21 protein-coding genes are annotated in these 22216 nt (G+C 46.6%); 19 read left to right on the forward strand and 2 right to left on the reverse strand.

From position 1 onward, the window contains the following. Window positions 1-196 precede the first annotated feature (196 nt). The gene (locus C0033_RS26185) at window positions 197-1165 is read right to left on the reverse strand and encodes a LysR family transcriptional regulator (RefSeq protein ID WP_103230806.1); all 969 of its coding nucleotides are present in this window, start codon (window positions 1163-1165) and stop codon (window positions 197-199) included. Between the two features lie 159 nt (window positions 1166-1324). Between C0033_RS26185 and C0033_RS26190 the strand changes: the two genes are divergently transcribed. From C0033_RS26190 to C0033_RS26200, 3 genes are read left to right on the forward strand one after another with little or no spacing between them, the layout of a single operon-like run. Then, window positions 1325-2338 (forward strand): 4-hydroxy-2-oxovalerate aldolase, encoded by a 1014-nt coding sequence (locus C0033_RS26190; protein ID WP_103230807.1) that lies wholly within the window; start codon window positions 1325-1327, stop codon window positions 2336-2338. Further along, window positions 2335-3300, forward strand: coding sequence for a 2-hydroxyacid dehydrogenase (locus tag C0033_RS26195; RefSeq protein ID WP_103230808.1), 966 nt, complete (start codon window positions 2335-2337; stop codon window positions 3298-3300). Before C0033_RS26190 ends, C0033_RS26195 begins: the two co-directional genes overlap by 4 nt. Before the next feature lie 24 nt (window positions 3301-3324). Then, complete coding sequence (locus tag C0033_RS26200; RefSeq protein ID WP_103230809.1) at window positions 3325-3909, forward strand: HDIG domain-containing metalloprotein; 585 nt, start codon at window positions 3325-3327, stop codon at window positions 3907-3909. 346 nt (window positions 3910-4255) lie between these two features. Here C0033_RS26200 and C0033_RS26205 read toward each other — a convergent pair whose 3' ends face one another. Continuing rightward, window positions 4256-5044, reverse strand: a complete 789-nt coding sequence (locus tag C0033_RS26205; RefSeq protein ID WP_103230810.1) for an IclR family transcriptional regulator — start codon at window positions 5042-5044, stop codon at window positions 4256-4258. A gap of 152 nt (window positions 5045-5196) precedes the next feature. Here C0033_RS26205 and C0033_RS26210 point away from each other — a divergent pair, with 152 nt between their 5' ends. The 16 genes from C0033_RS26210 to C0033_RS26285 all read left to right on the forward strand — a co-directional run bounded on the left by C0033_RS26210 (window position 5197) and on the right by C0033_RS26285 (window position 22005). Then, a complete protein-coding gene (locus C0033_RS26210; protein ID WP_180994910.1) occupies window positions 5197-6678 on the forward strand; it encodes a carboxylesterase family protein in 1482 nt (493 codons plus the stop codon). A 162-nt stretch (window positions 6679-6840) separates the two neighbouring features. Further along, window positions 6841-7938: a tripartite tricarboxylate transporter substrate-binding protein gene (locus C0033_RS26215; protein WP_103230812.1), complete on the forward strand. Its 1098-nt coding sequence runs from the start codon at window positions 6841-6843 to the stop codon at window positions 7936-7938. Between the two features lie 20 nt (window positions 7939-7958). Continuing rightward, window positions 7959-8420 carry a tripartite tricarboxylate transporter TctB family protein gene (locus C0033_RS26220; RefSeq protein WP_103230813.1) on the forward strand — a complete coding sequence of 154 codons (462 nt, stop codon included), beginning with the start codon at window positions 7959-7961 and terminating at the stop codon, window positions 8418-8420. Between the two features lie 15 nt (window positions 8421-8435). After that, a complete protein-coding gene (locus C0033_RS26225; RefSeq protein ID WP_103230814.1) occupies window positions 8436-9938 on the forward strand; it encodes a tripartite tricarboxylate transporter permease in 1503 nt (500 codons plus the stop codon). A 148-nt stretch (window positions 9939-10086) separates the two neighbouring features. Beyond that, the gene (locus C0033_RS26230; RefSeq protein WP_180994911.1) at window positions 10087-10950 is read left to right on the forward strand and encodes an alpha/beta hydrolase; all 864 of its coding nucleotides are present in this window, start codon (window positions 10087-10089) and stop codon (window positions 10948-10950) included. A 49-nt stretch (window positions 10951-10999) separates the two neighbouring features. Continuing rightward, a complete protein-coding gene (locus C0033_RS26235) occupies window positions 11000-12454 on the forward strand; it encodes a serine hydrolase domain-containing protein (protein ID WP_180994912.1) in 1455 nt (484 codons plus the stop codon). Between the two features lie 26 nt (window positions 12455-12480). Beyond that, on the forward strand, window positions 12481-13332 hold the full coding sequence (locus C0033_RS26240) for an alpha/beta hydrolase (protein WP_103230817.1): 852 nt from the start codon (window positions 12481-12483) through the stop codon (window positions 13330-13332). Continuing rightward, window positions 13329-14675: an MATE family efflux transporter gene (locus C0033_RS26245; protein ID WP_103230818.1), complete on the forward strand. Its 1347-nt coding sequence runs from the start codon at window positions 13329-13331 to the stop codon at window positions 14673-14675. Before C0033_RS26240 ends, C0033_RS26245 begins: the two co-directional genes overlap by 4 nt. 133 nt (window positions 14676-14808) lie before the next feature. Continuing rightward, window positions 14809-16098, forward strand: a complete 1290-nt coding sequence (locus tag C0033_RS26250) for an immunoglobulin-like domain-containing protein (protein WP_103230819.1) — start codon at window positions 14809-14811, stop codon at window positions 16096-16098. 215 nt (window positions 16099-16313) lie between these two features. Then, entirely contained in the window at window positions 16314-16529 is a 216-nt protein-coding gene (locus tag C0033_RS26255) for a ferrous iron transport protein A (RefSeq protein ID WP_103230820.1), read from the forward strand. An 11-nt stretch (window positions 16530-16540) separates the two neighbouring features. Beyond that, a complete protein-coding gene (locus C0033_RS26260; protein ID WP_103230821.1) occupies window positions 16541-16759 on the forward strand; it encodes a FeoA family protein in 219 nt (72 codons plus the stop codon). 74 nt (window positions 16760-16833) lie between these two features. Continuing rightward, window positions 16834-18885 (forward strand): ferrous iron transport protein B, encoded by a 2052-nt coding sequence (gene feoB / locus C0033_RS26265; RefSeq protein ID WP_103230822.1) that lies wholly within the window; start codon window positions 16834-16836, stop codon window positions 18883-18885. A 30-nt stretch (window positions 18886-18915) separates the two neighbouring features. Continuing rightward, entirely contained in the window at window positions 18916-19257 is a 342-nt protein-coding gene (locus tag C0033_RS26270) for a transcriptional repressor (RefSeq protein WP_103230823.1), read from the forward strand. 104 nt (window positions 19258-19361) lie between these two features. After that, a complete protein-coding gene (locus tag C0033_RS26275; protein ID WP_103230824.1) occupies window positions 19362-19718 on the forward strand; it encodes a metal-dependent transcriptional regulator in 357 nt (118 codons plus the stop codon). A gap of 233 nt (window positions 19719-19951) precedes the next feature. Further along, window positions 19952-21055 (forward strand): CobW family GTP-binding protein, encoded by a 1104-nt coding sequence (locus C0033_RS26280; protein ID WP_103230825.1) that lies wholly within the window; start codon window positions 19952-19954, stop codon window positions 21053-21055. 2 nt (window positions 21056-21057) lie between these two features. Next, window positions 21058-22005: a GTP-binding protein gene (locus C0033_RS26285; protein WP_103230826.1), complete on the forward strand. Its 948-nt coding sequence runs from the start codon at window positions 21058-21060 to the stop codon at window positions 22003-22005. Window positions 22006-22216: the final 211 nt, after the last annotated feature.

Genomic DNA, 22216 nt, shown 5'->3' on the forward strand with positions numbered 1-22216 from the left:
GAGCAGCGAAGTCATCAAGAGTTCACTGCGAATGGCGCTGGCCTGCCTCGTTCTGTCCTTACGGGCCTTAGTAGCTCTTAGGGGCGAATCCCGAATCCCATTTGGCTGCATCTTCCTTCTCCGGCCCGGACAGCCCTTCCGACCGTTGGCTTCCGGCTCCGCCTCCCGATTCCGGGCGTATCTTTCGCCAACCCCGTTAAATAACAATCAAATGATCCAAGAATTGATTGTAAAGTTCGAATTCCTCTTTAATAGCGTCTATCATGCCCATGGCATACTGGGGGTGTTTTACATCGTTTCTGTAGGCAAGGGCGACAGCGGTTTCGGGCAAGTCACGCAGCAGAAATATGTGACAGCAGGAGGGCAAGTCTCTCTGCAAATGTATTTGTTCATATATGCTCAGCGGATTAACCAATGCGATTCCGCTGCCTTGGCAGCCCAATTGAAGCAGCAAACTATGTGAGGCGGTTTCCAGTGAAATATGCGGCATGGTGTTATTCTTACGGAACAATTGGTCAATCGGACGGCGTAAACGATTGGAGGGCGACGCCAGAATCAAAGGCAGATCTTTCAATTCAATTAAGCTGACCCCGTCTTTTGCATATCGTTCTAACATGGCCTTCCAATCGGAGGGAAAATACTCCCGCAAAAGAGATTCATTGAGGATACAATACAACTGCTCCCGTGCCAGTGTGATAACGGTAAGGTTTGCCAGATCTGGAATATCCAGTCCTATCATCATATCGATTTGGCCGGATTGCAGGTTATCTAGCAGTTGGTTTGTTAATTTGTCGTAAAGGCGTACGGATATATTGTTGTATTGTGCGTGATAACGGCTCCAGATTCCAGGGAAGAATGCACTGCTGCGCTGATGGGAGATACCAAGGCGCAAGATACCGGCAGACTGCTGGCTCAAATCGGCAAAACGGGAGACCATAGCCTGCTCAGAATTAAGCATTTGCGAAGCATAAAAAACCATGGCTTCCCCTTCCGGCGTCAGCTTTAATGTTGGACGGCGTTTAAAAAGCTTAACATTATAACTGTCCTCCAGACGTTTAATATGCCCGGACAAGCTTTGCTGGGTGATATATAGACGTTCCGCAGCGCGGGTAAAGCTCATTTCCTCCACAACCATTAAGAATATAGCAAATGAGTTTAACTCCATGATACCCCTCCCTTAGTTTGTGATAGCTATAATATACCACAGAACCATTTGCCTCACAACTTTTAAACTGTTAAATCCTTTCATAATAACTGATAGAAACTGTAAACCTTTTTTGATACGCTAAAGGAAATAAGTCTTGGTATATTAGGAGGGAAAATTATGGTTGAATTAATGGACTGTACCTTGCGGGATGGTGCAAACGTAGTGGGAAAGGGCTTCTCGGCCGGCATTACAGATCTGGTGCTAAACGGTTTGACTGCGTGCCATGTCCCAATTATTGAATTTGGAAATGCAGGTGGTATTGGAGCTTATGAGGTAGCTGGCTTTACCGCTGCGGAGACTGATCAGACCTATTTGAAAATTGCGCAGAAGTATCTTGACCGCGGCTCAGATTTGGGCATGTTTCTCAATGCAAAACGCTACCGGGAGGAAAATGTGGCGCTGGCCCAGGAGAGTGGGCTGGCCTTCCTGCGGATAGGTGCGGATGCTGGGGATGCCGGCATAGCTCTTCCTGCTGTCCGGGATATCAAGGCTGCCGGACTAAAAGCCTTCTATTCTGTAATGAAAGCCTACATTTTGTCACCGGACCAGCTGGCTGAGGAGGGAAAAGTGCTGGAAGCAGCCGGGTTGGATGAAATTACCATCATGGATTCGGCAGGAACCATGCTTCCGGATCAGGTGGCTGAATATACACGTAAGCTGACCCGGGCAGTGTCCATTCCGGTCGCATTTCATGGACACAATAATTTGGGTCTGTCTGCTGCCAACGCCATTGCCGCCTATCAAAACGGCGCAAAGATTTTGGACTGTGGACTTATGGGCATGGCGCGCAGCGCCGGCAATCTGGCCACTGAAATTTGTGTGGCCATGATGCAGCGCTATGGACAGATGAAACAGATTGATCTGTATTCTATGTTGGACTTTATTGAAAAACAGCTGCAGCCGGCTATGGAGGATTATCACTACCACAATCCTATTACGCCGCTGGATCTGATTCTGGGATTGTCCGGATGTCATTCAGGCTTTGTGAAAAAAATCGAAGCCGTTGCCCGGGAAAAACAGGTGAGTCTGTTCCGGTTGATTGTGGAGGTATCTGCCATGGACCAGAAAAATCCTTCCGAGGAAATGATCTGTGATATAGCAGACATGCTGCGGCAGGAGGGAATAGGATGAGAAAGGTAGTCTTGGCAGGAAATTACCCTGCTCGTACTTATGAGAAACTGAATGCAATGCTTCCAAAGGAACAATTTGACCTGGCTGTTGTGGATACGCAGCAGGATTATGATAGCATGGAGGATGCAGAGATTCTAATTCTTCGGATTTTTAAAGCGCCAAAGAGTGTGATCGCACGCAATCCAAAACTAAAGATGATCCTGCGCTGGGGGGCGGGTTTTGATTCCGTGGATATTGAAGAAGCCGGAAAAAGGGGGATTTTGGTTACAAATACCCCCGGTGCAAACGCAAATGCGGTCTCGGAATTGGCGGTTATGCTGATGATGGCCGTAGGGCGCAGGCTGCTTTGCCATACACAGTGTCTGAGAAACGGCGTATGGAGCAAAAACGATTTCCTCAACAGTTCATTCTGCCTGAATAATAAGGTGGTGGGTCTTATAGGCGGCGGAAATATCGGCAGACAGGTGGCTGCCAAGGTTCAGGCCTTTGGTGCCAAAGTACAGTATTATGATACATTTCGTTTGCAGAATTCAGTGGAGCAGGAGTTATCTATGGCTTATGTTCCCTTTAAAACTCTCATTGAGACATCTGATATTATCTCACTCCATGTGCCTTTGCTGGAATCCACCAGGCATATGATCGGTCAGGAAGAGTTCCGGAATATGAAGAAGGGAGTGATTCTGATCAATACCGCCCGGGGAGGTCTTGTCGATGACTGCGCTCTTGTTGAGGCGCTTCAATCGGGAAAGCTTTCCGGAGCGGGACTGGACGGAGTGGAAAATGAACCCCTTTCCGCTGATGATGCCCTGCTGCAAAACCCTAATATTATAGTTACGCCTCATATAGGCGGCGGCACTGCCGATATTGGAGACATCATCCTGCCTATGCTGGTTCAGGATATTCTGGACTTTGCAGAGGGAAAAGAACCGGCTCATATTGTCAATCAAAAGTTTCTGATTTGAATTGAAAGAATAGGAGGATTTGCTGTGGATTTAAAATATTTGGAGTCCCTCTTTCCGGCATTTTTGGAGATTCAGGACCCTGACTTGAGGTATAAATCCCAACTGGCCATGCAGCAGGCCATGGAACAGGGGGGATGGACCGAGCGTAATATTGATACGGTTCCTGTCACCTTGAACTGGAAGGAGTGTGACATTTCTTGGGTCGAACATGTAACCGATGTGACGGAGATGTGTATTCTGGAATTTGACAAAATGAAGAAATACTACGCACGCCATAATGTTCCGTTTTGCCGTGACACGGTGATAGCCGGCGCTCTGCTGCATGACATCGGCAAGCTGACAGAGTTTGCGCCCGCAGGTGAAAACTCTGTGGTACACAGTGATAATTATCATCTGATGCGCCATCCGCTTTCCGGGGCAATCATCGCTAACAGGGCCGGACTCCCGGACAGCATTGTCCATTTGATCGCTGTGCATTCCTTTGAGGGGGACCAGTCCTATCATACGGCGGAATCCGAATTTGTCCGGACTGTCGATATATTTGTGTTTCACTGCTGTGTCAAAGGGCTTGAAAACTCCTTATTGGAACAAAAAAATAAAATATTTTAAAAAAAATTATATTCCGAATTTTTGCTTCTTTGGTGAAGAATAACATTAAAAATGCAGATGGTTTAAAAAGCTAGTGTATTAATAATAATACACTAATGAATAAAAATATAAATTATATAGCTTTAATAACAATACACATATATTGACAAAAAAGGAAAATTATTGTATGTTTTGTATGTAAAACCAAACCTTGTACAAAGATAACTGTACAATGTGCCGTAAAAATCATCCTTTAAGCCGGGATGCAGCATTTACGGAAAACTCCCGGGCTTACGGCAGAGCCAAAAGCCCGGGAGAACCCCCTGATCTTTATAAAGTTTGTTGATGAATAGTAAAATTAAACCGATCAGAAGGTATTCCGATATCCTAAGAGGGAGGATAATTCCTGCCCCAGCGCGATAACCAATTGAATATATTCCTGGTAGCGGTTTTGGTAGATCAGTTTTGGTACGGAAAGGTTGATGGCTGCTACGGTTTTACCGGAATAGTCCTTTAAAGGAGCGGCCAAGTTAATCTCAAAGTTGGAGAATTCTTCAATATCCACCCCGTATCCCTGATCGGCAATTTCTTTTAACTGCTGAAGTATTTTTTCCGGGTCTGTGATGGTGGAGGCGGTGTAAGCGTAGAAATTTTGATGTTCCAACGCAGTTCTCTGTTCCGCTTCAGAAAGGGAGGAGAGAAGCACTTTGCCGCTGGCCGTACAAAAGGCCGGGATGATTCTCTGTTCTGCAAATTCATTCATGGCAGAGGAGAGTATTTTGCTCAGGAATTTCAGCACCATATAATCCTGTTGAAGAACGGTAAGACTGACCTGGTTTAACTGCACAGTGGTTTGCTTTACAAAACCTTTCAGATATTCGTCACATGGGAGCAGATGACTGTATTTGATACGGAACTTAGAACCCAGTATGAATATTTCATATCCAAGGAAATATTTCCCTGTGGCCCGATCTTTGGACAGAAAATTCATATCTGTCATGACATTCAGCATTGCATAGGCAGTGCTTCTGGAAATACCAAGTAATTTACTAATTTCAGTTACATTCATGGCAGTTCTGCTGTCGCCCATGATTGTTAATAATTTTAAAGCTCTTTCAATGGATTGTTGAGATGAATTGCTTTCTTTTTTTTGCATTTTCCGTTCCTCCGTTCGTTACTGTATTAATATTAAGACATATATATTAATAAGTCAATACATTGGAATGGGATTTTGGGCCATGAATAGGAATGGCAAGACTGAACGGATATAGCAGGTGCTGCCCTATGCAGCAGCAGGAAGGGGATAAGATGGAAATAATGAGACCTAAAGTTACAACTCAAAAGGGAACTTATCTCGGTATGAGAGAGAAAAACGGCGTTCTGGCTTTTAAAGGAATTCCGTTTGCCCAGCCTCCGGTGGGGCCGTTGAGATGGCAGGCGCCCAGAGAGGTTCCAAACAGCAGAAAGACCTTTGATGCGGGAGCATTTAAACCTATACCCATGCAGTCCAAAGAGGATGAGAGATATAAGGGGCTGGAAAAAAGCGAAGACTGTCTGTATTTAAACATATTTACGGCTGATCTGGTTACTAAGAACAAGCCTGTGCTCATCTGGGTATATGGAGGCGCTTACATAAAAGGAGGGGCAAGCCGTCCCTTATATAACGGCGACAGGATGATCGGTGAAAATCCGGATGTCATTCTGGTGACGGTCAATTACCGTTTGGGAGTATTTGCAACCCTTAATTTATCGAAGGTAGATGAGGCCGGGCGGTACCGTTACAGCAATAACCTGGCTCAGATGGATCTTCAGGCAGCCCTTAAATGGGTTCACGAAAATATTGCCGATTTTGGAGGGAATCCAGACAATGTTACGCTGTTCGGGCATTCTGCGGGTTCCAGCAATATATCGGCCCAGCTGATGATGAAGGATTCCAGGCCGTATTTTAAGAAGGCTATCATGCACAGTTCCTTTGCTGTGGATGTGGGAACGACTTCCTGGGAAGACAGTTTGGGGGCGGCGGACGTGTTCTTTGACATTTTGGGAAATCCCACGCTGGATGAGCTTTTAAATATTCCGGCCGAAACTATTTATGATGCTCAGGTTAAACTGCAGAAGTCAGGATTTTTTAATTCTGAGCGAAAAGAATTTTCCGTTGTGCTGGATGACATTGTGATTCCGAAAGACGGATTTAAACAGCTGACGGAAGGCTGTGCGGCCGGAATCGATGTGATTATCGGCACCTGCTGCGGAGAGTATGACCAGCAGTTCAGACCTCTTAGCATGGAGGAAAAGTATGAATTTCTCAAACGCCAATGTGGAAAAAAGATCGGGGATTTAGACCGGGCCATTGAGATTTACCGGGAAAATAACCCGGAAAAGCCGTTGGATGAGATATATATGGACATCAAAAATGACCTTTGGCTCAGGATACCGGCCAACTTAGTGGCGGAGGCGCTGTCAGGGCACAGCGAGGTGCATATGTTCCATACCATGCTGAGAAAGGAGAATGGAAACAGAGCTCACCACGGCAATGAATATGAGGCAATATTTAGACATGCGGATGAGGAATTGATATCGCCGCAGCTGGCTTATATGATAAGCAGAACCTGGATGAATTTCGTGCGCTGCGGAGAGCCAAAAGGAGCAGGGCTGCCGGAGTGGTCGCTGTATGATAAGAAGGACAGGAAGACTATGATTATCAGTAAGGAATCTTATGTGGCTGATGGGGTCAGGGTTAGGGATATGGAATTATTTTATCCGCTGTTTAAGGAGACGGAGTATCTTTAAGCGTTTTTTACATACAGGCTGAAGGCATTTTTGAAAATGCCTTCACGCTTTACATAAAAACCTCAAGGCATTTCTGAAAATGCCTTCGCGTTTCACATAAAAACCTCAAGGCATTTTCGAAAATGCCTTCACGTTTAATAAAAAAAAGGAGAAGTTATTATTATGAAAAAGACAATCGCATTATTACTGGCAGCCTCTATGGCATTAACACTCACTGCCTGCGGATCAGGCGCTAAGGCACCGGCAGGCACCGAAAAAGCGGCAGACACAACGGCAGCAGGATCAGCCGCAGCCGCGGCCGGTACAGGCACTCAGACGGAAGCGCCCAAAGACCTTCCGGCATGGCCTTTTACGGATAAGGAAATCACTTTCTATACCCGAAACTCGGCAGGCGGAAGCGTTACCCTTTCCCAACAGTATCTTTTAGATATAGTTTTTGAGGACGGAGGCACCAGCCTTTTGGTATCTGATGCTACCTCCGGCGGAGCCGTATGCGTGGAAAAAACATATGCGGCAGGCGGAGACGGATACACCTTTTATATGTCGGGAAATGAAATGGTAATCGGTGAGATTACAGGCACCTTTGATTACTCTCTGAAAAATGATTTCCAGGTTTTAGGCATGCTTCCATCCAACGGCGCACCTAACTTTATCGGAGTATCCAAAACTACATTGCCTGATGTAAAGACCATGGAAGACCTGGTTGATTACTGTAAGGCTAACCCGGGAAAAGTGAGATTTGCTTATGCGCCTGACACGGTTGGCGAAGTATATTCAACCTTATTTGCAGATCATTTCGGCCTTGATGTGAAGATGACGATTTCGGAAGGCAGCGATTCCAAACCAAACTTAATGGGCGGTATTGTGGACGTGGTATTCTGGAATCAGAGAGATGCCATTGAATATGCCGATTACCTGGTTCCGGTGGTGGCTCTCAGCAATGAACGTTCTACAAAAGAAGAATTAGCCGATGTGCCTTGCTATGCAGAGAAAGGTTTATCTGACTGTGTAGTTCCTTCCGTTATGTTCTTAGCCTGCAAAAATGATATCGATGAAAGCCTGGCACAGGCCATCAATGCGAAATGGAATGAGGCCGTCAGCGATGCGATCAGCGATAATCCAAGCGAAAAAGGACAAATCTTAAAGGAATATATGGAGAACCAGGATCAGATATTAGAGCCGCTGACAATTGAAGAATGTTGGGAAATCATCGACGATGAATATGAAAAAATCGGAGAAGTTTTAGGAAATAAAGAATAATTGACTGGAGGTAAGAATTTATGAATAAGCTGCGTAAGGATCGCCAGCTTGGAATCGTATGCCTTTTACTGGCCGCTTTCATCGTATTTGAGTCAGGAAAGATAAAGATTCGTACAGAGGAATTCGCCAAGGTTGGCCCACGGACATTTCCATTTATTGCAGCTGGTATTTTTGCTGTCTGCGGCATCTACTTTCTTATTCACAAACTGGAAGGTCAGGATAAGGTGTATATGACAAGAGCTCAGTTCGGACGCGCGATGATGATGTTTGGCTGCTATGTTTTGTATCTGGCAGGGCTGTATTTTCTTGGATTGAAATTTGCTGCACCAATTGCGATTTTTGTTATGGTTATGCTGTTCTGCCGGGGAAAGATCAGTTGGTGGAAGGCGTTGGTTTATGCAGTGGTTTTTGGCGCAGTATTTTATGGTTTGTATGTGTATGCATTTCAAATCCGTGTGCCTGCCGGAATTTTGGGATTATAGGAGAGGAGTGAGAGTATGGTTTGGTCAGCTTTTTCAGAAGCACTGCAGCAGATACTTACCCCTACGGGACTGCTGTATATCATCGGCGGCGGCGTCCTTGGGATGATACTTGGCGCAATTCCCGGCTTATCCGGGGGTACTGCTTCCGTTATTATATTACCGTTGACTTATAAAATGGAGCCGGGTCTTGCCCTTGCACTGCTCGCCAGCCTTTACATAGGATCTACATCAGGAGGATGTATCGGAGCGATTCTGCTGGGAATTCCTGGAACAGGCGCTTCCATTCCGACGGCTTGGGAGGGATATCCGATGGCGCGGCGCGGCGAAGGCGTGCGCGCACTCAGCATTGCGGTTACCTGTAACTTTATCGGAACGCTGCCGGGACTTATCATTGCGATGATCGCATGTATTCCGCTGTCAACCATTGCTTGTAAAATGGGCCCGTGGGAATATTTCAGCCTGCTGCTTCTTGCGATTACCATGGTAGTGGCGCTGTCAAAGGATAATCTGATGAAAGGATTCGTTTCCGTAGCATTGGCGCTCATCATCTCATGCGTCGGATCGTCCCCCATCGACGGTGCAAAACGTTTTACATTTGGCAGTACCTATCTGTTAGGCGGCGTCAGCATGATCGTGGCGATGCTGGGTATCATAGCGGGCCGTATGATCATTGAAGAATACGCATTTAATAAAGAAGTGGACACTTCCATAGCCGGGAAGGTTTCCCGTTATAAATTCCCGGCAGCCGATCTGCTTGCCAATGTGGGAAATATCATTCGTTCTTTCCTGGTAGGTGTGTTTACCGGATTCTTACCGGCTTTGGGCGGCGGGGTTGCATCCATGATCTGTTATGCCACGGAAAAGAACCGTTCCAAACATCCGGAAACATTTGGAAATGGAGAACCGGCCGGAATTATCGCATGTGAAACCACCAATAACGCGGTAATCGGCGGAGCTCTTATTCCCATGATTTCCATGGGTATCCCAGGATCACCGGCTCTTATCTATATGATAACGGCGCTGTCCATCCACGGTATATCCTGCGGTCCGACCCTACTTCGGGATTACCCGGATGTGGTTTATCTGCTCTATCTGAGCTGTATATTTGCAGCGGTTGCAGTTTTATTTGCCCAGGTATTTGGAATGCCATTGTTCCCAATGCTTTTGAAGGTGCCGTCCCATTTTTTGTATCCTGCGATTATTGCCGTCGCATTTTTGGGCGCGTTTATCAGCCAGGGAAACCTTTCAGGAGTCGTGATCTGCCTGTGTTTCTGCCTGCTTGGCATGGCAATGAGATATTTTGAAATACCGGATGCTCCGTTTATGCTTACGTACTGTCTGGCCGCGTCTATGGAGACCAAGCTGAGACAGGGGCTTGTAAACGGCTTCCACGGAATCTGGGATTTCTTTACCCGTCCGATTTCCTGCCTGTTCATCATTCTGGCGGTGATCAGCCTTTTATATAATCTTTTTGGAGATAAGATAAAAGCAAAATTGGTGAAGTCAAAGACAGTCTGACAGAGATGAGAATAAAAATGCCGGCCAGTTTTCCGGGGACCGGCATTTTTTATATCATGGAAGTATGAGGCAGAAAATCCTGGAAGAGGAATTCTTTGTTGTGCAAAGATTACTCGGAAAAGTTTCTAAAATGTTAAGGAGAACAGTGATGCAGAAAACTGTACAATTAAAAAGCGGAATAACACTGGGATATAATGAATTTGGCAGCGGAGATAGGTATCTGATCAGCTGCCAGCAGAACCATAACAGCAAAGTGGCCTATACCATCGATTTGGCGGAAGAACACGGATTTCATGTTTTTCAGGTACAGATTCGGGGATATGGGGCTGCGGCAAAAGAAGCGGTCAAAGATTTGGGCGGAAAATGGTACGATGTTTGGGCTCAGGATGCCTGCGATTTTGCGGATGCCATGGGAATCGATAAATTTTTTTACGGAGGCATTTCCCACGGTTCGGGAATCGGCTGGCATATCTGCCGGATGCACCCGGAGCGGCTGAGGGGATTTTTTGCAGGAGTTCCGGGCCCTCACAGCAAGGACGGGCATGATACCGGAGAGGCGCGCATGCAGACGATCCGCGCAAGCGAGGATCCGGATACCTGGAAAGCTTATGCGGAAGCCAAGGCGTTCCGCCAGGCGGGGCCGCTGAGAAAACTGGCGGAACAGGGGCTGGCAGATAGGGAGAAGATCGAAGCTGCAATTGAAGAACAGAGAGAATTTTGGGTCACCATGCCTCCGGAAGTAGCCCGCCTGGACCCTAAAAAGCCATTTGCGGACTGTGATACGGAAGAAGAACTGATTGAGGAACTGAAAAAAATCCGGGTTCCTGTGTTGATTATAGGAGGAATGATGGACCCAATCAGCACCATTGACACTATGGTGCGTTCCTGCAAGGCTGTGGAAAACAGTGAGATGGTGATCTTTGCCGACGGCACCCACAATGTGCTTTTAGAACACAGGAAGGAAGTTGTAAATCACATCATGGCATTTTGCAATGGGAGCGGCCTGTGGTGATCGGGGAGGGGGTATCTGCACGCGCCATTGTGCGGTGGAAAGGAGAATTATGTTATATCAATTTAAAGCGCCTGAAACATTTGGAATAGAGTCACAGTCCATCCTGAATTTTCTGGATGCCTGTGAAAAAGAAGAAGTTGAGATTCACAGCCTGGAACTGAGGCGGTGGGACGAGAAATTTGTGGCCGGCACCTTTGCGCCGTTTACGGAAAGAAGCATGCACCGGATGTATTCTTCGGGAAAAGCCCTTTGCAGCCTGGCATTTTTATTTGCCATGCAGGACGGCCTGATCGGTTTGGACGAACCGCTGGTTTCCGTGTTTGCAGACCGTGTGCCGGAGGATCTTCCTGAGCATATGGATCAGGTAACCATGTATCATGTGCTGACTATGTCCACCGGACATGATAAGGATGTATTTTCCACAATCAAGGGGAGCGACGACTGGGTTAAAGCGTTTATGCGGATTCCTCTGACCTACCGTCCCGGCAGCACTTATGTTTATAACAACGGAACGCCTCACATGGTATCGGAGGCGGTCCGCCTGAGAACAGGAAAGGATCTGAAAACTTATCTGGAGGAAAAACTGCTGTCCCATATGGGAGAGACCATGGATATCAGACTGACTACACAGGGAGAACCTGATCCTTCTACCATCAGCATCACCATAGAAGCCTTTGGAAAACTGGCCGATTTCCTCTATCACCACGGCAGTTATCAGGGAAAACAGCTGTTAAGACCTGACTTGGCCGATATGATGGGCCAGTGCCATATCCCCACTCCGGCGGATTCCAGGGTTCCGGCTGAATATGTGGAAAAAGCCTGCAATGGCTACGGTTTTCATACCAGAAGAAATGCCATCGGCGGTTATAAGCTGTCCGGGGGCAGAAGTCAAAAATCCCTTGTGCTTCCGGAATTTGAAATGACGGCTTCCATAATGGCCAATGAGCCGAGAGAAGGCATCCTGATGCATCTGTTTTATACTCATGTGATGTTCCAAGTTTATCAACGGCCTCTTCCGGAAAAACCGGAAGTCTGTGCGCGTCTGAAAGACCGCCTGGAACATCTGAATCTTGGGCCGAGAGGGGAGACGTCTTCCCCTATGGAAGAAAAAGTACAGGGCAGAGATTACCGCCTTTCCTGTAATGAGGACGGTAAGAAGAGGGTGCGGTTTGAGTTTTCGGACAGTCAGGCAGCCGTCTGTATGGACGATAGAAAGATCGTGATAGGGAAAAACGGGGAGTGGCTGGAAAATGAACCTTATTTTTTAAAGAAGCCCAGTGATTTCCGTTTAAACGCCATTCCAGGCTCAAAAGCAAATCTGTATACCGGCGCATGGACAAAGGAAAACGAATTTACATTCTATATCCGCAGCGAATCAAGGATGGCTACGGATAAAGTCTGCTGCAGATTTGATGGGGACTGCGTAGAAATACGGGTTATGATTGATCCGCAGAAGAATGCAGGCGTCAGGATTGACCCGGTGCTGTTAAACGGGTTCTGCTAAAAATATAAACCAGGAGGAAATGGCCTATGCCTTACATACAAGTTGATGATGGAGTACAAATTTATTATGAAGAACGGGGAGCCGGAGAAAAGTATATCTTTTCTTCCCGCTCCCGGATTGAACACGCCAGCTCCTATACCGCCGCACTGGCGGACCTGGGCTATCACGTAATCGAAATCCAGCTCCGGGGATATGGAAAGTCCACCCATGTGACGGAAGATTACGGAATGAAATGGTACGATATCTGGGCTTCGGATATTGTAAAGGCAGCCAAAGCCCTTGGCGTGGAGAAGTTTGTATATACCGGCGTTTCCCATGGCTCTGGGGTGGGCTGGCATATCATCCGCAGACAGCCGGAGGTTTTAATTGGCTTTGCCGGAGTGGTATGCGGCCCCCATTCCAAAGACGGCCATGACACAGGAGCAGAGCGCCAGAGAACCCTGGACAATGCGTTGGATGAAGAAAAATGGAAGGCGTACAGTTTGGAGCGTTATCACAGGGACTGTGCCAATCCTCCGTCTTATATGAACGAAGAGGAACTGGCCGAATTTATAGAAAATGCGAAGGAAAAGTATGAGGACTTCCTGAATATGGAACCGGCTGAACGGCTGATATCACCTAAAAAACCATTTCCCGACCTTTCAACGGAAGAGGAACTGATCCGGGAATTGGAAAAAATAAACCTGCCGTGCATTTTTCTGGGAGGCATGTTCGATCCTATTTCCACCACGGCCAATATGGTGCGCACAGGCAGTGCAGTAAAGGGGTCTAAGACCATTTTGTATCAGGATTCGGATCATGGGCTGTGTAAACGTTATCCCAAGCAGATTGCCAGGGATATTGATCTGTTTTTACAGGAAAAAAGGGTGTTTGAATGAAACTGTTTGTAAGGGATAAAGCATTTTACAGAGAAGTGGCTATGATTGCCGTTCCTGTTGCCATGCAGAGCGTGATTTCTATAGGAATTAATATGATGGATACGGTAATGCTGGGATCATTTGGCGAGGTGCAGTTGTCTGCATCCTCCCTTTCGTCCCAGTTCTACCGTATCTTTCAGGTTCTCTGTATGGGCATGGGGTTCGGCGCTTCGGTGATGACCGCCCAGTATTGGGGGAGGCAGGATATTGACAGCATGAAACGGATCATTACCATCATGCTGAGGATCGGGCTGGGACTGACGGTTTTCTTTACCGCTGTTACGTCTCTGTTTCCACATCAGATTTTAAGCGTGTATACGGAAGATATGAGGATTGTGGAGTCCGGAGTGGGGTATCTGCGGATTATGGCTGTTACCTATCTGTTTTTAGGGCTGTTTAAAACGCTGACCATTGTGCTGCGCAGCGTGGGCGAGGTGAGAGTGTCTCTCTATGCTTCCATGTTTTCCTTTGGGATCAATATTTTCTTTAACTGGGTGTTCATTTTTGGAAAGCTGGGCGCCCCCAGGCTGGAGATCATCGGCGCTGCCATCGGAACCCTGATCGCCAGAATAACGGAAGCGGCTGTTATAACCATCTATTTTCTGGTAAAAGATAAGAAGATCAACTACCAGTTCAAAGATTTTTTCCTGGACTGTTCCGGGGATATCAAGATGTTCATGTATTACAGCATGCCTGTTATTGTCAGCGATTTGATGCTCACGCTTGGAAATAATATGGCTTCCATCGTGATGGGGCACATTGGGACGGCATTTGTTACGGCTAACGCGATCACCAATGTGGTAGTTCAGATCAGCACCGTATTCATCCAGGGCGTCAGCAGTTCCAGCGCGGTGATAATCGGAAATACGCTGGGAACCGGGGATAAAGACAAAGCATATGAGCAGGGGGTAACATTCCTGATGCTGGGAATTATTATCGGCGTCGCCGGAGGTGTATTCATTGTGGCGGGAAGTCCGTTTATGCTGATGCTTTATAACATCACTGAGGAAACAAAGGCTGTGACTACTCAGCTGATGATGGCGATTGCGCTTATCGTAGTATTTCAGACGATCAGCAACGTGATGACGAAAGGAGTTCTGCGCGGAGGCGGCGACACCAGGTTTTTAATGGTGGCGGATGTGCTGTTTTTGTGGATCTTATCCATACCTTTGGGTGCTGTGGCGGCATTTGTATGGGGCTTTTCTCCGTTTTGGATTTATGTATTTTTAAAATGCGACCGCATTGTAAAGAGCGTGATGTGCGTTGGGCGGTTTAGAACGAAAAAATGGCTGAAGGTGGTGTGAGGAAGAAATATATTAATACTGTAAGTATTTTTAAGAAATGCCCCACTATAATTCTCACGATCATTCCATTATAATGCGAATAAAGGAATCAAAAACAACAAATGCATTTATTCGCTTAAAAGGAGCTGGTACTGTGAAAAAGATAAAATATAAAGGGCAAAAGAATCTATGCCTGTGCATAATCTGCTTGACACTGCTCTGCGGATGCAGCAAAGGACAATTAGATTCTCAGGAAACGTCTTCGGCCATTGGCAATGCAACAGCCGCAGAAAACGGCAGTACAGCAAGTCCGCAGTCCCAAGAAGATCCATCCTATCCCCTGCCGGAAGCAGAGGAAAATCAGACGGAATCAACCCAAAATGGAGATGCGGCGATAACAGAGGGCTTTGCCGAAAAAAATTCAGAGGGAGCGTCTGCTCATACATCTGGATATTCAGATGAAGACCTGATCAATATGGCTAAGGCCTATTATCTTAAAACGGAAGGCGCAGAGCTTCAGCTTGCGGAACTTGAAGAACTGCCGGGTACATACAGCAGAGTGTCCATATGGCTTGGCGATGCAGTTGATGGCGGAAAAGACGGTGCGCATGGCGTGACAAGGGCGGATTACAATGTAAACCGGCATACGGCCCAGGGGACAGATACCAATTTTAATCCGGTAGATTTAACCGATGCGCTGCCGGATCAGGAGCCGGCGGATGAGGATTTTTATAGTCTGGCAACCGATATTCCGGCAGCTGATGTGGAACAGTTTGCGAAACGGGTGAAACAGCAGCTGCTGACCCAGGATTGGAACGCATTAGCAGAAGAGCTCAGTTATCCGATTACTGTGGATGGAGTGACTTATAATTCCAGAGAGGAATTTCTGGCCGCTGATTTTGAAACGGAGCTGAATCCCTATTTCTTTGTGGAGCTGGAAGAAGAGGATTGTAAGGAGATGTTCTGCAACTGGAGCGGAGTCATGCTTGGTGAAACAGGCCGTGTTTGGATCATAGAAGCTATGAATGAAGATTTTTCATCACAGGGGCTCAAGGTCAGGGCGATTAACGGGCTGACAGAATCATTTGGACTGCCGGGAGGAGTCAGAATGAATGCGGATGAAAGCGATATTACCCCCACTTCCATTAAGCTCCGCCTGGAAAATGAAACCGATTTAAACATTATCTTCGGAGATGATTACAGACTGCAGAAAGAGGAAGACGGCACATATAAGGATCTTCTGCCAAAAGATATGAACTTTCACAGCATTGGTTATATGTCTAAACGGGGAAATCCGGTGGAATGGACGGCGGATTGGAGCCGTTTGTGCGGCAGCTTGGAGGACGGAAATTATATAATTGTGAAAACAGTTCTGGATGAGGATGTTCCGGGAGAGGCCGGCAGGTATGAAAGAGCTTTTGGATTTACGATAGGGGCTCCATAGAGCGGCCGGAATAGGGAATTACTGGTTTTGTGCTGAATTTTATCCCAATAATGGGAGAAATTTACATACCAGTAATTCCCATTTTACGTTAAAAACCTCCTTATTGAGAAAAAATAATTAATAAAAAGCATTGACAAAAAGTAAAAGTTAGCGTATGATAACCTAGAAAATGATAATCAATATCAAATTAGAAATATAATAAAGGAGCGGTGATTATGCCATTAGCTATGGTTTTACAGGGAGATACAAAGAGAATCAGCGGTTTTCGCGGTCAGGAAGAGATGAAGAGACATCTTCAGGATCTTGGTTTTATTCCCGGAGAAGCGGTCAGAGTCGTTGGGGAAAATGCCGGCGGAATGATTTTAGTAGTAAAAGGCGTGAAAATTGCTTTGAATAAGGCATTAGCCAACAAGATTATAGTGGAAGACTAGGAGGATATGCGATGACGCTGAGAGATTTAAAACCAGGCCAGCAGGGCTGCGTCGCTTCCATCGGAGCGACAGGTCCGATGAAACGAAGAATTATGGATATGGGGGTTACCCCGGGAATTGAGATCAAAGTGGTAAAAGTGGCTCCATTGGGGGATCCGATCGAAGTCAATGTCAGAGGCTATGAGCTGAGCCTTCGCAAGGAAGAGGCACAGCAGATCGAGTTAAAATAATGGCAAAAGGTTAGCTAAAACTAACTAAATGGCGCCCTCAGGCGTATGACAAAGGGGCGGAACTGGAGGAAGAAATGAGTATAACAATTGCATTAGCAGGTAATCCAAACTGCGGAAAGACTACATTATTCAACGAGATCACAGGTTCAAGGCAGCATGTAGGAAACTGGCCGGGAGTTACTGTGGACAAAAAGGACGGTATCTATAAGAAAAATAAGGAAGTTACCATTCTGGATCTTCCGGGAACCTATTCCTTATCACCATATTCGGCGGAAGAAATTGTTGCCAGAGATTACATAGTAAAAGAAAAGCCGGATGCGGTGATCAATATTGTGGATGCCACCAGCATTGAGCGGAATCTTTACCTGACTTTACAGATTATGGAAACACGCATTCCCATGGTTGTGGCCTTAAACATGATGGATGAGGTTGCGGCAAGGGGAGATAAGATCGATTGCGAAAAGCTTTCTTCAACCTTAGGAATTCCGGTAGTTCCGATTGTGGCAAGATCAGGAAAAGGAATGCATGAGCTGATGGACGCAGCTATCCAGGTGGCGAAGTCAGGTCATAAACCGGAAAAAGTGGAGCTTTTTGACGATGAGTTAGCCAATGCTATCGATTCTATCGCCGATATTCTGGGCGGCACGGATTCCGACGAGAACAACTGGAAAGCGATTAAGCTGGTTGAAAATGATGAAGTTGTGGGTAAAACGGTTCCGGAAGATAAAAAAGCTGCGATTGAGACTTTGGTAAAAGCGGCGAATAAAAATGCCGATGGAGACGCGGAGGCGAAAATCGCGGATTACAGATACCGGTACATTTCCGAAGTGGTGAAGTCCTGTGTGAAAAAGGGACACCGCACCAATCAGGAAACCAAATCGGATAAGCTGGATAAGATCTTAACCAACCGTATCCTGGCTCTCCCGATCTTTGCGGGAGTGATGTATCTGCTGTTTGCATTTACCTTCAGTGAGAACTTCTTATTTATAGAAGGACTTCCAAGTCCCGGCGTATGGCTGGCAGGCGTGGTGGAAGAGCTTTGGGGAGCTTTGACCGGAGTGTTAGAGGCCGGATTAGAGGCAGCCGGCGCGTCTGAGTGGGCATTTTCCCTTGTAATTGACGGCGTTATGGAAGGGATCGGCGCTGTAGTTGGATTCCTGCCGTTAGTGCTCGTATTGTTCCTGCTCTTATCCTTTTTGGAGGACAGCGGCTATATGGCGCGCGTGGCCTTTGTAATGGACCGGATTTTCCGCCATTTTGGATTGTCAGGGCGTTCCTTTATTCCTATGCTGATGGGATTTGGATGTTCTGTTCCGGCTCTTATGGCTTCCAGAACGCTGGAAAGCGATAAAGACCGTAAAATCACCATGATGATCACACCATTTATGTCATGCGGTGCAAAACTTCCGATATACGCCATGTTTGCGGTCACGTTATTTGCAGACAGCAACCAGACGGCGATCATATTTTCCGTTTATATGCTGGGTATCGCAGTCGCTATCCTCAGCGCCCTTATTTTAAATAAATTTGCATTTAAGAGCGACACTTCCAACTTTATTATGGAACTGCCTCAGTACCGTATTCCTACATTAAAGAGCGTTCTCATTCATGCATGGGAAAAGGTGAAAGGTTTTGCGATTAAAGCAGGTACAATCATATTTGCATCCACGGTTTTAATCTGGCTGTTATCCAATTTCAATTTCAGCGGCATGTGCGATATGGAAGAGAGTTTCCTGGCTTCGATCGGAAATGCAATTAAATGGATTTTTATTCCGCTTGGCTTTGCAGACTGGAGAGCATCCGTTGGCGTGGTAACCGGGTGGATTGCAAAAGAAAATATCGTTGCAACTTTCGGACAGCTGTTCGGCGGTGTCAATGAAGAGACTGTGGAAGCCATTATGGCAGGAGAACAGGCGCTTCCGGCAATTTCGGAAGTATTTACAAAAGTTTCGGCATACTCATATATGGCATTTAACTTATTATGCATGCCGTGTTTCGCAGCAGTAGGCGCGATCCGCCGCGAGATGGGATCCTGGAAATGGACGCTCCGCGCGGTTGGGTTCCAGATGCTGACTGCTTATATCGTAGCGTTAATTATCAACACAGCAGGCAGCTTAATATTCTAATAAGCTGAACAAGAAGGGAGGACCTTATCAATGAATCCGACACAGGCACTTACAAAAGAAGAACAGAAATCATATATTTTACAGACACTGAAGCAGAACGGCTGCAGGATTACCAGCCAGAGACAGCTGCTGATCGACATTATCCTGCAGGACGAGTGCTGCTGCTGTAAGGAAATGTATTATAAGGCATTGAAGAAAGATCCGACCATAGGGATGGCAACTGTTTACCGGATGGTAAAAACTCTGGAAGAAACAGGACTGATCCACCGCAAGAATATGTACCGGATTTCCTGCGATTATGCGGGCCAATGCACCGATCCGTGCGCAGGCCAGTGTGCGGAGCAGAGCAGGAATAAATGCGCCAGCGCATAAAGCCCGGCTGCTGTTAAGGCGGACCCGGCTCGCGAAAAGAGGACTGGACGAAAAGGGGAAATTCGTATATGATAGAGGGAAGTAGTTCTATGGGAGGTTGCGTCATGTACGAATCAGGAGAAAACTATCTGGAGACCATTCTGATGCTGAAAGAGAAGAATGGTACCGTCAGATCCATTGATATCGCAAGAGAATTGAATTTCAGCAAACCGAGCGTCAGCCGGGCCATGGGGATTTTAAAGGAAGAGGGCTTCATTACCATGGAACATGGCGGAGAGATCGAATTGACGGATAAAGGCCATGAAAAGGCGGCCGGCATCTATGAACGCCACAGGCTGCTGACCTCATTTCTCCAGAAGGTAGCAGGTGTGTCCGAAGAAACAGCGGAAGAAGATGCCTGTAAGATGGAGCACATCATCAGTGATGAAGTATTCCAGGGCATTAAGAGATTTATGAAATAGAAAGGCTGCTGCGAATCCTTGTTTAATATATAAAGATTCGCCGGACAGAAGGGTTCCCCTGGGCGGCCGGAAAATACAGCGGGAGAGGGGCAAGCAATGCAGCCTCTCCCGCTGCATTTCTTCCGGCTGCCCAGGGGATTTTCCATATGCTTGACTTTCGGATTAGTTTGTGACAAAATAGGATAACATAATAATATAGAAGAAAATAGCAGAAAAGAAGGTAATGATCTATCATGACTAAAATTGATATTATCTCCGGTTTTCTTGGAGCCGGAAAGACAACATTTATTAAAAAATTACTGGAAGAAGCGATTGCCGGAGAGCAGGTTGTACTGATTGAAAATGAATTCGGCGAGATCGGCATTGACGGCGGATTTTTAAAGAATTCCGGGATTGAGATCCGTGAGATGAATTCAGGCTGTATCTGCTGCTCTTTAGTGGGAGATTTCGGAAAATCCCTGGAAGAAGTACTGGTAAAATATAAACCGGAACGTGTGATTATCGAGCCGTCAGGAGTGGGCAAATTATCAGACGTTATGAAGGCAGTCCGCGACGTGGCTTCCAATCTGGATGTGGTATTAAACAGCGCGGTTACCATCGTGGACGCTGCAAAATGCAAGATGTATATGAAGAATTTCGGCGAATTTTTCAATAACCAGATTGAGAATGCCGGAACAATCGTTCTGAGCAGAACCGATGTGGCCGATGCAAAGAAGGTGCAGATGGATGTGGAAATGATTCGGGAACACAATGCGAAAGCTACGATCGTAACCACCCCATGCAGCCAGCTGAGCGGAGCACAGCTTTTGGAGCTGATCGAAAAGCCGGACACTATGGAAGAAGACCTGTTAAAAGAAGTGGCGCATAAACATCATCATCACGATCATGACGAGGAGTGCGGCTGCGGACATGACCACGATCATGAACATCATGACCACGACCATGACGAGGAGTGCGGCTGCGGACATGACCACGATCATGAACATCACCACCACGACCACGGGGAAGAATGCGGCTGTGGCTGCCACGATCACGATCATCACCACCATCATGCGGATGAAGTGTTTACAAGCTGGGGCATGGAGACTATCGTTCCCTGCGATCAGGATGAATTGAAAGAGATTTTGGAAGATTTGGCTTATGATAATAAGTATGGTGATGTGCTTCGGGCGAAGGGAATGCTCCCAAGCGAGAATCCGGGAGAATGGCTGTATTTTGACTTGGTTCCGGAAGAATATGAGATCCGTAAAGGCGAACCGGATTATACAGGAAAAGTCTGCGTAATCGGCGCCAATTTAAAGGAAGAAGAGCTGAATAAAGCGTTTGGCAGGAGTTAATTATGGGACCAATGATCGATGATGATATCATGCCGGTTTTTCTTATCAATGGTTTTTTGGAAGCCGGTAAAACAGAATTTCTAACATTTACTATGGAACAGGAATATTTTCAGGCAGAGGGAAAAACCCTTCTTATTGTGTGTGAAGAGGGGGATACGGAATATGATGAAGAGCTGCTGAAAAACACGAAAACTTCCGTGGTTTATGCGGACAGTTTAGCGGATATTAGCCCGGAGCGTCTGCTTGAGCTGGAGCTTTTATACAATCCGGAACGTGTTTTGATCGAGTGGAACGGAATGTGGAATCAGGATGATTTAAAGATTCCAGAGGACTGGACCATCTATCAGCAGATCACAATTATTGATATGTCCACCTTCGACCTTTATGTGAAAAACATGAAGCCTCTTCTGTCCGCTATGGTGCGGGGCAGCGAATTGATAATCTGCAACCGCTGCGACGGAATTGAGGATTTGGAAACTTATAAGAGAATGCTGAAATCCATGAACACGAAATGTGAAATCGTTTTTGAGGATGAGGAAGGCGAGATTGAAGAGATTTCAGAGTCGGATCTGCCTTATGATCTCACTGCCGAGGTGGTGAAGATTTCGCCGGAAGCCTATGGAATCTGGTACATTGACTGCATGGACAAGCCGGAACGTTATGTGGGGAAAACGGTGGAATTCACGGCCATGGTGCTGAAATCTCCGAATTTCCCCAAGAATTATTTTGTGCCGGGGCGTATGGCCATGACCTGCTGTGCGGACGATATGACGTTCCTTGGATATATCTGCAAAGCCAGGGAGGCAAGAAACTTAGAAACAAAGCAGTGGGTAACCGTAAGAGCGACGGTGGCCTGTGAATACTGGCAGGATTATGAGGGAGAAGGACCGGTGCTGTATGCCCAGTCCGTCGTGCCTGCAGAGCCGATTAAAGAGGTAGTTCAGTTTTAGAATTGGATAGTGAGAGATAAGCCATTTGGCCAAAGCTGTAGTGAAACAGTGGGGGTCTTTCTTGGCTTTGGGTGCGGAGCTGCGCCGGAGGGTTAATATCCCAGTGTACCGCCATCTGAATACGAGCCGTAAAAATGAACGTGACTGGCGAACACATGTATTTTGTGTCCGACAGTCACGTTCATTTTTATGGCGAGTAGGAAGCCCGGCG

Origin of the sequence: Clostridium sp. chh4-2 (genome assembly GCF_002899675.1) — a bacterium.
Lineage (GTDB): Bacteria > Bacillota > Clostridia > Lachnospirales > Lachnospiraceae > CHH4-2.